A 15,644-nucleotide genomic window follows, 5' to 3' on the forward strand; every position below is an offset into this window, starting at 1 on the left:
CAGTTGATCCTTTACGGCTCCGGTGCAGTTCCGCACCGGGACGACTGAGCAGGGGCAGAGAACAGGTCGGTTCCATCGCCACGACCCCGGTCCGCGAGTGCCTGCCGGAGCAGTTCCAGACTGCGGGTCACCGACCCGCACTCGTCGTGGTGGACCGGGTACAGCACTGTGCGGCGGTCGCCGCCGGCCAGCCGCTCCGCGTATCCGGTGAGGGCGCGTAGCGGTCTGACCACCACGATGTGCAGCCAGCTCAGGCAGGCGATGCCGGCGCTCAGGGCGAGCAGGCCGGCCAGCATGGTGCGCGCCTGGACCTGATATGCGGTCAGTTTGAGTGCCGCGGCGGGCTCCGCCGAGACCAACCGCCAGCCGAGTCCGGCGGCATGCCCCGTCTGCGCCAGTGGCGCGGCGGCCGCGACCGACGGGCCGGCACCCGGCGTGGTTTCCGCATGCACTACGGCCGACACCGGGCTGCCCGCACTCCCGGGTGCCGACTCGGTCTTGGCCACCAGGCGGGTGAAGTCCTGGCTGGGCAGCGGCTGGAAGGCTTGGAAGCCGACGCTTGCGGCGAGCACCCTGTGGTGTTGGTCGGTGAGCCAGACACTGCCGAGCCCCGGCCGGGACAGCAGACTGTTCAGCGCGTTCACATCGATCTCGGCGAAGAGTACGGCCGGGGCTGCATCCTTGGCGGTCTTGGCGTTCTTGGCCGACGGGATCTGGGCGTAGGCGGCGATCGCGGGAATCCTGCCCGAGGTGTTGACCTGGGTGATTCCGCTGCCGGTTGGCGCATGGACGAGGGTGCGCAGCGGCTCCTCGCCCACCCGGGTCACGATGGCGCCGGCGCGGTCCAGCACATACAGCGAGCGGTACTTGGCATGGCCGGTGAGCGTACGCCGCAAAACGTCCGCAGCCCGCTCCCGCGGCTGCCCGGAGATGTCCGACGCCACCGCCGCGAGGTCGGTGTAACTCCGGCCCAGGGTCTGCCGCACCCGATCGGCGGCGGCCTCGGTGCGTGCCTGCTGGTCGGCAACGGTGGCGGACGGTACGGCTTTGCCGGCCTGCACACGGTTGACCAGGAACATCAGCGGCACCCCCCAGGCGGCGATCAGCAGTACGCAGGCGAGAACCACGGACCGGACACCGGGGCGCCGACGCACCGACAGCACAGGCTCCGGTGCCGCCTCACCGAGCAGTTGGCGGCGTATCGACTCCAGTGCCCCGCCGGCCCTGCCCAGCTCCCCGAACGCGGGAACCGGCACCGGCCGCGCCAACTCCTCCCGCGCCTCCGGGATCTCCGAGGCGCCCTTGGCCAGCCGCGCGGCGGACAGATGGAGCCGTAGCAGCGGACGCTGCACGGTGACCCACAGCGCCACGGCGACCGACACGGCGATCACCACCAGCGCGCCTGCGGCCACGAGGGCGAACCACGTGTGGTCGGGGCCGCCCTTCGCCGGAGGCACGTCCCTGTACGTGAGGATCGTCAGCCCCAGGCCGGAGGTCTCCTCCTTACCGTCCGCCGCGGCGAGCGATGCCCAGCCGGCCACCCTGCGCAACCCGTCGTGGCTGTCACCGAGCAGGCTTCCGGAGGCGTCGACGGTGCGTGGAGCGGTGTTCGCGGCGCGCTCCACCGCGGCAAGCAAGGCATGGTCGCCGGCGCCGGACGCCCCGGCCCGGCCACCGGCGGCAGTGGTGGCGAGCACTTTCCCGTTCCGGTCGACCAATTGACCGGTGCGCCCTTCCCCGTACACCTGAGGGGCGAGGACCTTTTCGGAGACGACCAGCAGGAATACGCGCTCGCCACTCCCCTGGTTCTCGTCCAGATCCTGTGCCTGGTCGGCGTTCTCGTCCTTGTTGTGCCCCGCAGCGGGCATGGCCACCCGGGCGAAGAACAGCAGCCGGGTGCCGGCGTTCCCCGCAGTGACCAGCCGGGGCATGACGTCTCCGGTACGCGCCAGGGCGGGCACGTCCACCCCGGTCAACGGCACCGGTTCGCCGCTGACCGCCAGCCGCTTTCCGGTGTTCGGGGCGAGCAGGGCAGCGCCCTGTACGGAACGTCCGGCTGAAGGCCGGGCCGGCAGAAGGGACTTCATCGCCTGCGCCGGAGTGCTGCCGGCGGCGGGCGCGAACGACGCCGCGGAGCGGCGCAGGGCCGCGGCTCTGGCGTTGACGGAGGTGGCGACGGAGGTGGCGGCATCGGCGGCGATCTGGCGTTCCGCGTCGCTCACGGCCTGGGGTACGTCCCGTTCGCGAACGGTGCCGAGGCCGAGCGCGGAGAACGCGGCGACCGCCAGCAGAATGCAGAGCAGCGCGGCGATCGGCGGGCGGACGCCTCCGAGTAGGGGCATGTCGGCGCGGCGTCGGGTGCGGTGTCGACGGGGCGCGCGGGCAACCGGGTGCAGGGCAGGCGTCCTCTCGGCACAGGGAATCCGTGGAGAGACTCGCGGCATGAGCAAGTCCTCTCACGATAAAATCACAAAATCGTACGCACTTCGTTCTCGCATACGGGCGCAGGTGCAACCGTTCCGCCCAACCCGGGCCGGAGCGAGGTCGCTTGTACGTCTCCCCCATCCGAAGCCAGGGTGTCGGCGTGCAGCCAAGGCACCGCCGCATCACCGACCGCCCGTGGCCGGCAACTCCCCGTACACGCAACGGGCGTTGTGGCGGCCGGGCGCGATCCGGTTTCGGAACACCGCTACGATGAGCGGCTATTCGCCGGTCACGTTTGCGATCGCCATCATGGAGAGGGCTGCCCATGAAACACGCACGGAGAAAACCCCGCAGCCGGTTCCGTGACCGGATCGCCGGTACCACGGGAGCGCTGGCCGTCGTCCTGGGCGCCGGGATCGGGTCGGCCGGCGCTGCCGACAAGACCAGCGCGGCGCCCACGGCCAAAGAAGCGCCCTTGGGCACGCCGGACACCTCGGGCCCGCTGACGCTCCCCGCCCCGAGCGGGCACTACCGGGTCGGAACGGCCAACCTCCACCTGCTCGATAAGAAGCGCACGGATCCGTGGATACCCGACGGCCGGCCGCGCGAGCTGATGGTCTCGCTCTGGTACCCGGCCACGCACACCGCCGGCCACCCCGCCGCGCCTTACTTGGAGCCCGCCGCCGCCGCGCACTTCCTGGCCGCCCGAGGGCTGCCGCCGAACGCGGTGACTCTGCCCACCACCGCCGGCCACACCGGCGCCCCGGTTGACCGCAAGGCCGGCAAGTTGCCGGTAGTGCTGTACTCGACCGGGCGGGGCTCTGACCGCGCTACAGGCACCGCGCTCGCCCAGGACCTGGCCAGCCGCGGCTACCTGGTCGTCACCGTTGATGACACCCACGATGACAGCGAAGTGCAGTTCCCCGGCGGCCGGCTGGAAGTGGCCACGATGCCGCCAGGCATCCCTGCTTCGCGGGTGATCGCCGTCCGGGCCGCGGACACCCGCTTCGTCATCGACCAGCTGGCCGCCATCTCCCATGGCCACAACCCGGACGTGGAGCACGCGCCGCTCCCCCACGGACTGTCCCACGCGGTGGACATGAACCGAATAGGGATGTTCGGCGCTTCCCTCGGCGGAGCAGTCGTGCCGGAAGCCATGCACGCGGACCCCCGAATCCACGCCGGCGCCAACCTGGACGGCCAGTTCTTCGGCCCGGCGAAGACCCGCGATCTCAACCGCCCCTTCCTGCTGTTCAGTTCCCAGAACCACAACCGCAATACCGATTCGAGCTGGTCGACCTTCTGGAAGCACCTGCACGGCGAGCGGCTCGACCTGAAGCTGCGCGGCTCCGAGCACCTCTCCTTCATGGACTACGAGGCTCTCTGGCCCCAGATGGCCGGCCCGCTCGGGCTGGGCCCCGCCCAACTCGTCCAGATGTTCGGCACGATCACCCCCGACCGCGCCATTGAGATCCAACGCACCTACTTGGCAGCCTTCTTCGACAAGGAACTGCGCCACCAGCACAGCGACCTCCTCGACGGCCCCTCCCGCCACTACCCGGAGATCGCCTTCGTACGCTGAACCGACCGGCCGTACGGGCGCGCTGCGCGAGCACCTGCTGGAAACCCTCAGCCGCGGCGGATCCCTCTGCTGGTCTCGTCAGCGGACCGTCGTCGGCAGTGGCGCCGCATCAGGCTGATACCGGGTGGCGTCTGCGCCGGTTCGACCAGTGGAGCGGTCCGGCCGGGGAGGCGACCGGTGCAGTGAGGAAGGCTGCGAGGAGATGCATGCGGGAGGTCCTCCTCGGCGGCAAGTCTCCCCCGTCGACCGCACGGCCGGCGGACGGACAGCAGGGTGACGCCGGCGTCCAGCGCGGCGTGGATCGTGGCGACGCTCTCCGCCTCGTCCGCCGGGCCGTAGTTGTCGGACATGCCCAGGCAGCCCAGGCCCAGCTCCGAGACCTCGGGGCCGTTCGCACCCAGCCGTCGTGACCTGGCTTCCTGGGTCGAGATCACAAGCAGTGCCGAGATCGGCCTGCTCGTCACCTGGATCGGCTACCGCAATGGACCTGTTCGCCGACGGGCTGCGACGGATCGAACAGCGGCAGGAGATGAACTCATCCCGGTCCTTACGTCCGGCGGCCGGGCGGCGCACCCGAATCTCGGTGCCGTGGGTGATGCCGCCCCGGCCCCGGAGGCCCCGTCGAGCAGCAGGAGCGGCTGGTCCTCGACCTGGTACGCGCCGGCGGCGGCCGTGCTGGGCCACAAAAAGGCCGAACACCTGCTCCTCCCGGCAGGGTCCCGCCGGCGCTGTCCATGCCCCGGCGGCCGGGACGGGTCACCGTCCGTTCAGGGAGCGATCCGCCAGCTCAGCTTTCCGGACAGCAGCTTGCGCACCGTCGGGTGGCGCACCGCGTCCGTGCGGTCGGTGGCGCGGGCGGTGACGGTGTGGCTGCGGCCGTCCGCGAGGACGCCGAGAGCACGCGGAACGACCGCGGTCCGGCCGCGCGCAGCCTTCTGCTCGCGGCCGTCGACATACCACTTCACCCGTGCGGAGGCGGGCAGCGAGACCCGGATGCGGTCCCCACGACGCAGCGCGCGGTCGGTGGCGACCGGGCTGCTCAGCACGCTCGCATGGCGATAGAAGGCGGCGATCATCGCCTCACGGCCGGGGAGGTTGAACTCCCGGCCGAGGGACCGCATGATCGAGTTCTCGGTGGGCCGGTTCAGCCCGTACTGGTAGTAGCCGCCGCCCTCGTACGCACCGACCGTGCCGCCGTCCGGCGACTCCTGGCCGAGCCAGCGGTACCACTTCTGCCGCTGGGCGGTCATCTGGTCCGCGGAGAGGGTGGTGAGGTTGGCCCCCGTCGGCTCGGGGCCGGAGTAGGTACCGGACTCGCCGTACTCATACTCGTCGGCGAGCTTGCCGAGTGAGTGACCGGTCTCGTGCACCGCGATCTGGTCGGACCGGTCGTTGTCGGACGAGGCGGTGGCGATCCCTTCGTAACCGACCTGTGAGGAGATGTCGTTGTAGCCCGCGCCGCCGTACTTGGTGGAGTTCGACAGGACGACGACGAGGTCGGCGGCCGGGGCCTTGGAGGCGTACGCCTCGACCTTGCCGGTGTCGACGCAGAGCAGGCGTTCGGTGCCGTCACAGAAGAAGGCCGAGTCCAGCGCGGTGTCGCGGACCACGTCGTTGGTCGGGTCACCGGAGACACCTGAGTCGTTGGACACCGCGTCGACGGCCCACACGTTGAACAGGCCGGTGTACGAGGCATACGGCTCGACCGCGGAAATCTTGGCCCATTTGGCGCGGACGTCGGCGTGGAAGTCCTCCTGCTGGGCGGCGGTGTAACCGTCCCCGACGAAGACGACGTCGAGCTTGTCGCCCACGGGGCCGTTCTGCACGATCGGGGTGACATCGCCGTCACCGGCTGCGATCGCTGCCTTTGCGGACCGGGAGAGCGGCTTGGGGGCGGGGACGGTGGTGTGCCGAGGGTGGCCGCCCGGTCCGGTGAAGTACTCGATCTGCTGGGTACGTTGGCGCTGCGAGGAGGGGTCCGGGGCGACGGGTGCCGTGGTCGCGGCGGCCGTGGTGCCGGCCAGCGCCGCGACGGCCAGGCCGGCGGCCACCGCGGTCCGTAGGGATATTCGTCTGAGCATGGGGGGTTTCCTTCCGCGTCCCGCCGACTGAGCGGGGGTGGAGCCGGATTCAAACGCGCTCAACGTAAAGGGCACGGAGGATACGGGGCAACGAATGATGCCCAAGTGATGTGAGAGAAAGGCGAGTTCAGGCCCGATCCCGAAGAAGGATCGGAACGATTGCAGGAACGGACTTCGGGGTCACCTGCCCGCCCGTCGGCCTCCCCGGCCTCCCCGGCTCACCTGAAGGCGCACTCCTGGCCAACTCCACGCCCGCCCCTACAGCTCTTGGTGGGGGCGGGCCGGCAGGCCGTCGATGCCGGCGGCGTTCTTCTGCCGCTGTAGTCCTCCAGTTCCCGTCGGGGTCACCTCTCTGAACTCTCCGGGCTCCCTGGGGCAGGGGGCGTACCCGGGGCGGCGTGCAGGGCCCCGTGCAGATGGACCAGGCTCCCGCCCGGGGCCCCGATCCGTACGTGCTCCACCACACAGACAATCAACTCGTGGTCACCGAGCCTGAGTTGGCGGTGCCGCGCGGCGACCAGCCACGCGGCACAGTCGTCGAGCAGCGGCACCCCGTGCGGGCCGGTGTGCCAGCGGGTGGGCGGCGCGAACCGGTCGACGCCGACGGCCGCGAACCGCTCGGCCACGTCGCGCTGGGCGGCGCCGAGCAGCTGGATCCCGAACCTCTGGCAGTCCTTGATCCTGGCCCAGGTCGAGGACGTCTCGGCGAGCGCGAAGGAGACCAGCGCCGGTTCGGCGCTCACCGAGGTGAACGAGGTGATCGTCACCCCGGCGGGGCCTGAGGGCGTGGCCGCGGTGAGCACCGCCACGCCGGAAGCGTGCCCCCTCAGTGCGGTGCGCAGCTGACCGGCGCCGACCGTGGGCGCCGCGGTGGTCACGAGCCCGTACCTGAGGGCGTGGTGCCGAGCAGCCGTTCGGGGCGGGGGGCCACGGCCGCGATGGAGCGCGGTGTGCCCGACGCCGTGTCGGGCCGGGTCTTGATGGTGATCCGGGCGGCCAGTTCGTGGGCCAGGGCACGCGCTTCGTCGGCCGACTCGCCACGGACGATGAGCAGCCCGGACCGGTCGTACGACCAGGCGATGGGGGCCACCGTGTCACCGGGCGCGACGGAGAGCTGCAGGGCCACCACCCGCGGATCGGCGCGCACCTCGTCGGCTCCGGTGACGGACTCGACGATGCCCGGCTCGGCGGTCAGGAAACGGATGGCGCCGCCGCCCCTGGCCGGGCCCGGCGTGATGGGCGCGGTACGGTCCGCGTACCAGAGGAAGCCCAGCGCGTCGATGTCGGTCCCGTACACCTCGTGGGTCAGGTCGGTGATCCGGTCGCCGCCGCGCCGGTTGTGGGACTCCACCAGGCGGGGGCCGTCGGAGGTGACGATCACCTCGGTGTGCGAGGGGCCGTCCGTGACGCCGACGGCGTCCAGCATCCTGGTGACCAGCGAATCGATCCGGGCCGTGGCGTCCGCGTCGAGGCCCGCCGGCTGTACGTGCCCGACCTCGACGAACGAGTCCAGCTTCTCCTTGGCCGTGTACGCGACGACCACGTGCTCGCCCGCGAAGCTGAACGCCTCCACGCTGAACTCGGGGCCCTGCAGATACTGCTCCATCACGAACGTGTGCAGCCCGAACTCCGCTGCCCAGGCCGCGACTTCCGGGACCGCGTCGGAGCCCTGCACCAGCCGCACGCCAAGGCTGCCGGATCCGTACCTGGGCTTGATCACCGCGGGCCCGAACTCGGCGACGAAGGCGCGGATGTCGGCCTCGTCGTGCCCCAGGCGGGCGGCGACCCCTTCGATGCCCCGCTCGGCGAGCAGCTCCCGGAAGGCCAGCTTGTCCTGCAGCACGCGGACGGTGTCGAGGCCGGTGCCCGGCAGGCCGAGCGCCGTCGTCGCGGCCGCCGCCGACTCCAGGCCGTCTTCGATGATCGAGACGACCCGGGCCAGCGGCCGGTGCCGGTGCACGGCGGCGAGGAGATCGGCGACGGCCTGCGGGTCGCGGTAGTCCGTGAGGTGGGCCTCGGCCACCAACTCCAGGCCCGACGGGTCGAGTTCGTGCGGGCCGTACACCCAGACGACGTCGAAGCCGGCCTTCCGCGCCTTCTTCAGGGCGGCGACCTGGCCGCCGATGACCGCGATCCGCGGTGCGTTCTCGTGCGTCATGCGCGCAGCTCCCGTCCCGATGCGTTCTCCAGCCAGCGCACGACCTCGACGTTGTCGGCGCCCGCCGGCAGTTCGTCGTGCGCCTTCTCCCACAGCTCCTGGCAGGCGTGGCCGAAGGCGGCGGGGCCGCCCGCGGAGTCGAGCAGCGACGTGCCGATGCGGATGTCCTTGAGCATCAGGCGCAGCGCAAAACCCGAGTCGAAGGTACCGGGCAGCACATGGTCGGGGAGCTTGGTCTGCGAGGCGTGGTTGCGGCCGGTGGACGCGTTGATCACCTCCAGCATCGCCGCGGGTTCGAGACCGAACGCCCGCCCGGCGAGCATGACTTCGGTGACCGCGGCGAGATTGATGGCGGAGAGCAGGTTGTTGAGCGCCTTCAGCGCGTGGCCCGCGCCCGCGGGACCCACCCGGTACACCGTGCCGAGCGCGCCGAGTACGTGCTCCGCCCGTGCCACGTGCTCGGGTTCGCCCGCGGCCATCAGTGTCAGCTCACCCGCGCGCGCGGCGGCCGGGGAGCCGGAGACCGGCGCGTCCACCACGGACACCTCGTGCGCGGCGGCCGCGCGGCCGAGGGCCAGCGTGTCCTCGGGTGCCGAGGAGCCCGTGTCGACGATCAGGGAGCCCGCGGCGAGGTGCGGGAGCAGCTCATCGGCCACCTGCCGAACGGCCGCTCCGTCGGGGAGCATGGTGACCACCACCGGCGCGGCCAGGTCCGCGACGCCCTCCGCCGTGCGCACGCCCGGGTGCTCACCGGCCGCCGCGGCGACGCTCGGATCGGCGTCGTACGCGACCACGTCGAACCCGCGCTCCGCGAGGCGACGGCACATCCCTCCGCCCATGGACCCCAGTCCCGCAAATCCCACCCGCATGATCCGATCCGTTCCTTTCTCGGTACTTGTTGCTCGCGCGTCCAAGCGGACGCGCTCATGCCGTTCCGGCGTGCTCATGCCGTTCCGGCGCGCTCGTGGCGTAGCGCCGCTCTCATCCCGTAACGATGGCGGCCAGTCCCCGGACGAGGAGGACGAGCGCCGCGACGACCGCGAGGACGAGCACCCCGTTGCGCATCCGGCCGCCGCCGTCCACCCGCCGCCGGACCGGCCCCGACAGCGCGAATCCCGCCACCACCGCGGGCAACAGCATGGCCCCGAAGGCCAGTTGCTCGCTCGACAGACGGCCGACGACGGTGAGGGAGCCGAGCGAGAGCAGCGTCCCTGCCGTGTAGAAGACGCTGAGGGTGCCGCGGATCCTGGGCCCGGGCTCCTGGTGGTAGACGAGCGCGATGAACGGACCGCCGATGGACGACGTCGTCCCGGTGAGGCCCGCCACGGCGCCTGAGGCGATCAGCGTGCCCCGGTTCTTGGGCAGCCGGGCCGGGTCGAAGGCGAGCAGCGAGACGACGCCCAGGGTGATGCCCGCCGAGAGCAGGTCGAGAGTCGACACCGAGACCACGAGGATCACGTACGAGGCCGCCACCGTGCCCACGATCCGCCCGGCCATCGCCCAGGAGACGCCGTACCAGTCGGTGTGGGAGATCTCCCGGACCGCCCCGAGCGCGGCCAGGACGGCGGCGACCAGGAGCAGTGACCCCGGCATGAGACTCGGCGCGGCGATCTGCACCACCGGCGCCGACACCAGGGCGAGACCCACTCCCAGGCTGCCCTGGACCAGCGCGCCGAGGAACACCGCGACGGACGCGAAGACCAGGACGGACAGTTCAGGCATCGACGGGCCTCCCTGCGCGCATCCGCTCCCCGGCCGCGCGGGCGACCCGCTCGGCCGCGACGCCCGCCACCACGAGCACCGCCGCGGCCACCAACCAGCCGAGCGAACCCGAGCCGAGCAGCAGCCCGGTGACCATCACGGGGCCGAGGACCCGCTGTCCGGCCACGCTCAGATTGAAGACGGACAGATAGCGTCCGCGCTGCTCCTCGGGGGCCAGGGCGATGGACAGGTCCCACACCGCGGAGTTGGCGATCACCTCGGCCAGGGACAGCGTCACCACGGCGGCGGCCAGCCACGCCACCGCGGGCCCGCCCGCGACGGAGCCGGACGCGGCGAAGCACAGACTGCTCACCGCGAGCACGGCGCCCGTCCACGTCAGCATCCGGGTGGTGCGCCGCTGGCCGGTCGCCAGCTTGCTGACCGGGATCTGCAGCACCACGACGAGCACGGTGTTCAGCGCGAACAGCACGGACACGGTGGCCCGCGGGGCATCCGTGTGCTCCAGGATCCACACGGGCATCGCGACCAGCAGCATCGTGTCGAAGAAGAACAGCAGGAAGTTGAGCCCGGTCAGCGTCAGATAGCGCGCGTCGGGCAACACCCGGCCCCTGACCGGCCGTTCCGCAGCGCCCTCCGGGGCGGCCTCGGCCGTCGGCGCGGCCGGCTCGGACACCCGCAGCACGAGCACCGCACCGCCGAGGAAGGCGAGCCCGATGGTGACCAGCGTGACCCGGTAGGCGGCCTGGGTGTCGCTGGCGAGCGCCACGCCGGCCGCCATCGCGCCGACCCCGAGTCCGCAGTTGCGTACGACATTGACCACCGCGAGCAGCCGGGTGCGCTCCTGACGCTCCGGCACGGCCACGGCGACCAGTGCCTGAAGCACCGGAGGCCCCGCCCGGTCGCACGCCACCGCGCACAGCGTCACCGCCATGAACTGCCAGAAGTCCGTGACGAAGACGTACGCCGCACAGCACACCCCCCGCCCCAGATACACCGCGGCGAGTACCCGCCGTGCCCCGTACCGGTCGGCGAAAACCCCGCCGAGCAGCGAGATCCCCAGGGCCACGACACCGGCGAGGGCGAGCCCGGAGGCCACCTGGTTCGCCGAGAGGTCCACTTGCCGGATGAAGTACGCCATGGAGCTCGCCATGAACAGGCCGATGCCGAGCGACTGGACGAGGGCTGCGGCGGCGAGCCTGCGCCCGCCCGCGGTGAGCTTCACGTCACTCGGTCCCGAAGTCGAAGTCGACCTGGTCCTCGAGCTCCATCTCGCGCACGATGCGCCGTACCCCGGAGAAGTCGCGCACCAGCAGGCCGGTGCCGGCCTGTCGGCGGCAGTCCTCGACGATCTCGTCGGCCTTCTCGAACCCGGCCGCCCGCAGGATACCGGGCCACACCGCGAAGTCCTGCTCCACGAAGGCGTGCAGCGCCGTGGGCAGCGAGTCGACGAAGGTGCGGCGCTGTTCGGCGTTCATGTGCACGTACAGCGCCTTGGCGACCTCGACCATGACGGAGGAGTGCGCGGACTCGTCGCGGGCGTGCAGCCGGGGCACCAGTGCGTGCAGCGGCTGGACGGTCTTGTCGCGGGAGAGCAGTTCCAGATAGGCGTTGACGCTGATCTCCGAGACGGTCGTCCACACCAGCTTCAGCAGGTCGCGCTCCCAGCGCTCCGACGCCTTCGCGTCGGCCTCGAGGAGTCGGCGGTAGGTGACCGTGTGCGGGTAGGCGGGCTCGCCGGTGATCTGCCGGACCTCGCGGGTGCGCTGCATCGCGATCATGTGCATGTACGTGTGCCAGACCTCGTCCACGTGCGTCTGCTGGACGGCGCGCTTGAGCTGGACGCTGTCGGCACCGGGAAAGGCGCCGTGCATGATCATGGCGAAGGTCGGGTTGGCGACGTGCTCCTCGGCCGCGATGACCCGCTCGTTGTAGACCAGCCAGGCCATGGTGAGGACCTTCTGGCGCTGCTCGGGCGTGGCCGCGAGGTACAGGGGGTGCTCGGCGAACGGCAGCAGGTGCTCCGGGTAGTCCGGCAGCCGCTCGTCGTACTCCTCCGGCTCCGATATCTGGTCCAGATCGGTGCGGATCGTGGCGCGCCGCGGCCAGGAGTCGGCGATCCGGCGCAGCACGCTCTCGTCGATGCCGTGCGCGTGGCCGTCCTCATGACCGTCTTCGGGGCCGCCCTCGATGGTCTGCTCGTGCTCGGCGATGCTCAACTCAAGTCCCCTTCGGATGCGCGGTCTTGTGCGTCTCGTGCGGCCGACGCGAGGGAGTCGGCGAGGAGGGCGAGGCCGGGCGCCAGCTCTTCGGCGTCCGCCACGATCGGCGGCATGATCTTGAGGACCTGGCCGCGGGCGCCGGACGTCTCCACCAGGAGCCCGCGCGTGAAGGCGTCCCGTGACACCCGGTCCGCGAGCGTCGGGTCGGTGAAGCCGAGCCCGCGGATCAGGCCGCGGCCGAGCACGGTGCAGCCGAGGTCCGCGAACTTGGCGGCCAGTTCGGTGAGTCGGTCCTCCAGGGCGGCGGCGTTGCGCCGCACCTGCGGGGCGAACTCCGGATCCGCCCAGCGGTCCAGGCAGGCCGTGGCGGTGACGAAGGCCAGGTTGTTGCCGCGGAAGGTGCCGCTGTGCTCGCCGGGGCCCAGCTGGTCGAGCTCGGGGCGGACCAGGACGAGGGCCATCGGCAGGCCGAAGCCGCTGATGGACTTGGACAGGCAGATCAGGTCGGGGACGATGCCCGCCTCTTCGAAGCTGAAGAAGGTGCCGGTGCGCCCGCATCCTGCCTGGATGTCGTCGACGATCAGCAGGATGCCCCGCTCGCGCGCCACTTCGGCGAGCCTGCGCAGCCACGGCGCGCTCGCCGCCGCGAGGCCGCCCTCGCCCTGCACGGTCTCCACCACGAAGGCCGCGGGCAGGTCGATGCCGCTGCCCGGGTCGTCGAGCAGGCGGGTGAGGTAGTCGATGGTGTCGACGCCTTCGCCCGCGTACCCCTCGTACGGCATCCGCGTGACGTGACCGAGCGGCACCCCGGCCGCTCCGCGCTTGAACGCGGTGGCGGACGCGGCGAGCGCGCCGAGCGAGAGGCCGTGGAAGCCGCCGGTGAAGGCGATGATGTCGGTGCGTCCGGTGACCCGGCGGGCCGTCTTGAACGCCGCCTCGACGGCGTTGGTGCCGGTCGGCCCGGTGAACTGCACCCGGTGGTCGAGCCCGCGCGGCGCGAGCACCACCTCGCGGAAGCGGTGCAGGAACGCGGCCTTGGCGCCGGTGTGCAGGTCGAGGCCGTGGACCGGTCCGTCGGCCTGCAGGTACTCGATGAGGGCGGCGCGCACCTCGGGCGGGTTGTGGCCGTAGTTCAGCGCACCGGCGCCCGACAGGAAGTCGATGTACTCGCGCCCGTCCGCGTCCCACATGCGGTGTCCCGCCGCCCGCGTGAAGACGGCGGGAAAGCGCCGGCAGTAGGTGCGTACGGCCGATTCGAGCTCGTCGAAGACGGCCGTTTCCGATCCGGGGGTCGCCGGCCCTGCGGTGACCGGTTCGGCGGTGGTCATGAGGCACTCCAAGGGTCGATGCCGGTGATCTCGGCCGTCTCACGGGGGGTCAGGGCGGTGCGCGGGGAGAGCGGGAACCAGCCGGCCACGCTGAGCCGCAGCAGCTCGCGCATGCGGTGTGCGATCAGCTCCGGGGTGTACCGCTCCGGCACCTCGGCCGCGTCGATCACCGGGGTCGGCGGGAAGTAGCGGCCGCCCGGGACGGGGCGTACGACGGCGTCCCACAGGTTGAGACTCTGGCCGCCCCAGCGGGCCCGGCCACTGAACACCGAGTACAGCGGAAGGCCTTCGGGGTGCGGCCGGCTCAACGCCTGGTTCACGGCCTCGCTGACCATCTCGATGATCAGCCCGCAGCCGCCCGCGGCCCGGGACCTGCGGGCCTGCGCGAAGAGCGCGAGCGCGCCGTCCAGGGCGTCGCCGTGCCGGGCCAGGCCGCCGGTCTGCGGGGTGTAGCCGAGGTGCGCCAGGGTGGGCGTGCCGGTCCCGGCCACCGCCTCGATGCAGTCGAACTCGCCCTCGCCCGCCACCTCGATCTTGACGGCGTCCGCGCCGGCCGCGACGAACCGGTCGGCGGCGGTCCGGGCCGTGGCAGGGCTGCGGGTCGCCCCGTCCGGCAGGTCGGCGAGCAGGAACGGCCTCCTGGCAGCCGGGAATTCGGCGTCCAGCGCCTTGCGCACCTCGGCCACCAGGCCGGTGAGGGTGGCGAGGCCCCACTCCTGCTCGGCGTCGCCGGTCAGCGTGGTGCCGCTGCGACCCAGGTGGGTCATGAAGTACGAGTCGCCGACCATCACGCATTCGACGGGGGCGTCGTGCAGATCCGGCGCGCGCAGCGCCTCGGCGAGGCCCTCCACCTCGTAACCCCGATACGCGTTGATCTTGAGTCCGAGTTGTGCCGGGCTGTCGTACCGGTGCAGATACGGAGCCAGCGCGGCAGCCGCCGCCGGCCTGGCCACGGTGGTGTCAACGGTCACGGCCGCCCTCCCAGTAGATCTTGTTGATACGGCCGATGGCGTCCGTGACGGCCTCTTCGAGTGCCGCGGTGAAGCAGAGCCGGGCCCAGCCCTCGCAGTGGGCGCCGAACACCCGGCCCGGTGCAAGTCCCACGCCCGCCTCGGCGCAGCGACGCACGAACTCCGCGCCGTCGCCGTAGCGGCTCAGGTCGAGGAAGGTGTAGAGCCCGCCCTTGATGCGGGTGTGCGGAATCTCCAGGGCGGCGTCGGCGAGTTGCCACGCCCGCTCCGCCATCGCCCGGCGCCGCGCGAGCTCGTCGGCGGGTGTGGCGAGCGCCCGGAACGCGGTGTACTGCGCGGCCGTGGAGACCGAGTACAGCGTGTGCAGCGACCACTTGGTGAGGATCTCCTCCGCGCCGGGCGGCGAGACCAGGTGGCCCACGCGGGCGCCGGGCATCGCGTACGTCTTGCTGCAGCTGTGCACCGAGAAGGTGCGCTCCGCCGCGCCGGGGACGGTCGCCATGTCGAGGAAGCCGCCGTCGCTGAAGTCGTAGTTCTCGTAGGCGTTGTCGGCGATCAGCCACAGGTCGTGCCGCGCGGCGAGCTCGGCGAGCGCGCCCAGGGCACGCTCGTCCAGGCGGAAGCCCGTCGGGTTGTTGGGGTTGTTGAAGTAGATCGCCCGGGTACGCGGCCCCACGGCCCGCTCGATCGCGGCGATGAAGTCGAAGTCGGGGTCCTGGCTGAGCTCCAGGAAGACCGGCACCTCGCGCGGCGTCCCGCCGGCCGCCCAGACCAGGCCGGTCGCGAACAGCCACTGCGGGGACAGGATGAGGACCTCGTCGCCCGCATCCAGGATGGCGTGCAGGGTCACCGCGATGGCGTGGGTGGCGCCGCTCGTCACCAGGACCTGCCCGGGGTCGACGGGGGTGCCCCGGCGTCGGCTCGCCGCCTCGGCGAACGCCGAGCGCAGCGCGGGGACTCCGGCGGGCGGCGCGTGCTCGTGGGCCGCGATCCCGAACTCCGCACGCTCCCAGGTGCTCGGCCGCGCGCAGGGCTCGAAGACGGTCTTGCCCTGCTGCAACGGCACCGGTTCGGTGTGCGCGCCGGAGCGCAGCAGCCGGTCGACGGCCACCAGCGGGGAGGGGGGTATCTCGCTGAGGGGTCTAGCAAACGACGGCAT

12 protein-coding genes and 1 pseudogene are annotated in these 15,644 nt (G+C 71.8%); 1 reads left to right on the top strand and 12 read right to left on the bottom strand.

The window, feature by feature from the left end:
* Window positions 1–11 precede the first annotated feature (11 nt).
* The gene (locus tag ACZ4S3_RS03305) at window positions 12–2,342 is read right to left on the bottom strand and encodes a cache domain-containing protein (protein ID WP_467925075.1); all 2,331 of its coding nucleotides are present in this window, start codon (window positions 2,340–2,342) and stop codon (window positions 12–14) included.
* Window positions 2,343–2,749: 407 nt separating this feature from the next.
* Between ACZ4S3_RS03305 and ACZ4S3_RS03310 the strand changes: the two genes are divergently transcribed.
* Window positions 2,750–4,006 (top strand): alpha/beta hydrolase family protein, encoded by a 1,257-nt coding sequence (locus tag ACZ4S3_RS03310; protein WP_467925077.1) that lies wholly within the window; start codon window positions 2,750–2,752, stop codon window positions 4,004–4,006.
* Window positions 4,007–4,272: 266 nt separating this feature from the next.
* Here the strand turns inward: ACZ4S3_RS03310 and ACZ4S3_RS03315 are convergent.
* From ACZ4S3_RS03315 to ACZ4S3_RS03365, 11 genes and pseudogenes are all read right to left on the bottom strand, one after another.
* A pseudogene (locus ACZ4S3_RS03315) lies at window positions 4,273–4,437 on the bottom strand (aldo/keto reductase); the annotation flags it as partial.
* Between the two features lie 336 nt (window positions 4,438–4,773).
* Window positions 4,774–6,087 carry a M64 family metallopeptidase gene (locus tag ACZ4S3_RS03320; protein WP_467925079.1) on the bottom strand — a complete coding sequence of 438 codons (1,314 nt, stop codon included), beginning with the start codon at window positions 6,085–6,087 and terminating at the stop codon, window positions 4,774–4,776.
* Between the two features lie 344 nt (window positions 6,088–6,431).
* Entirely contained in the window at window positions 6,432–6,965 is a 534-nt protein-coding gene (locus ACZ4S3_RS03325; RefSeq protein ID WP_467925081.1) for a flavin reductase family protein, read from the bottom strand.
* Window positions 6,962–8,245 carry an ATP-grasp domain-containing protein gene (locus ACZ4S3_RS03330; RefSeq protein ID WP_467925083.1) on the bottom strand — a complete coding sequence of 428 codons (1,284 nt, stop codon included), beginning with the start codon at window positions 8,243–8,245 and terminating at the stop codon, window positions 6,962–6,964. The genes ACZ4S3_RS03325 and ACZ4S3_RS03330 overlap by 4 nt, the downstream gene beginning before the upstream one ends.
* On the bottom strand, window positions 8,242–9,114 hold the full coding sequence (locus tag ACZ4S3_RS03335; protein ID WP_467925085.1) for an NAD(P)-dependent oxidoreductase: 873 nt from the start codon (window positions 9,112–9,114) through the stop codon (window positions 8,242–8,244). The genes ACZ4S3_RS03330 and ACZ4S3_RS03335 overlap by 4 nt, the downstream gene beginning before the upstream one ends.
* A 112-nt stretch (window positions 9,115–9,226) precedes the next feature.
* Window positions 9,227–9,967, bottom strand: a complete 741-nt coding sequence (locus ACZ4S3_RS03340; RefSeq protein ID WP_467925087.1) for a TSUP family transporter — start codon at window positions 9,965–9,967, stop codon at window positions 9,227–9,229.
* A complete protein-coding gene (locus ACZ4S3_RS03345) occupies window positions 9,960–11,189 on the bottom strand; it encodes an MFS transporter (protein ID WP_467925089.1) in 1,230 nt (409 codons plus the stop codon). The genes ACZ4S3_RS03340 and ACZ4S3_RS03345 overlap by 8 nt, the downstream gene beginning before the upstream one ends.
* 1 nt (window position 11,190) lies before the next feature.
* A complete protein-coding gene (locus ACZ4S3_RS03350; protein ID WP_467925091.1) occupies window positions 11,191–12,183 on the bottom strand; it encodes a diiron oxygenase in 993 nt (330 codons plus the stop codon).
* On the bottom strand, window positions 12,180–13,514 hold the full coding sequence (gene ectB, locus ACZ4S3_RS03355; RefSeq protein WP_467925093.1) for a diaminobutyrate--2-oxoglutarate transaminase: 1,335 nt from the start codon (window positions 13,512–13,514) through the stop codon (window positions 12,180–12,182). The genes ACZ4S3_RS03350 and ectB overlap by 4 nt, the downstream gene beginning before the upstream one ends.
* On the bottom strand, window positions 13,511–14,485 hold the full coding sequence (locus ACZ4S3_RS03360) for a 3-methyl-2-oxobutanoate hydroxymethyltransferase (protein ID WP_467925095.1): 975 nt from the start codon (window positions 14,483–14,485) through the stop codon (window positions 13,511–13,513). Before ACZ4S3_RS03360 ends, ectB begins: the two co-directional genes overlap by 4 nt.
* Entirely contained in the window at window positions 14,475–15,644 is a 1,170-nt protein-coding gene (locus ACZ4S3_RS03365; protein ID WP_467925097.1) for a pyridoxal phosphate-dependent aminotransferase, read from the bottom strand. The genes ACZ4S3_RS03360 and ACZ4S3_RS03365 overlap by 11 nt, the downstream gene beginning before the upstream one ends.

The organism is Streptomyces sp. NPDC028368 (assembly GCF_055565615.1).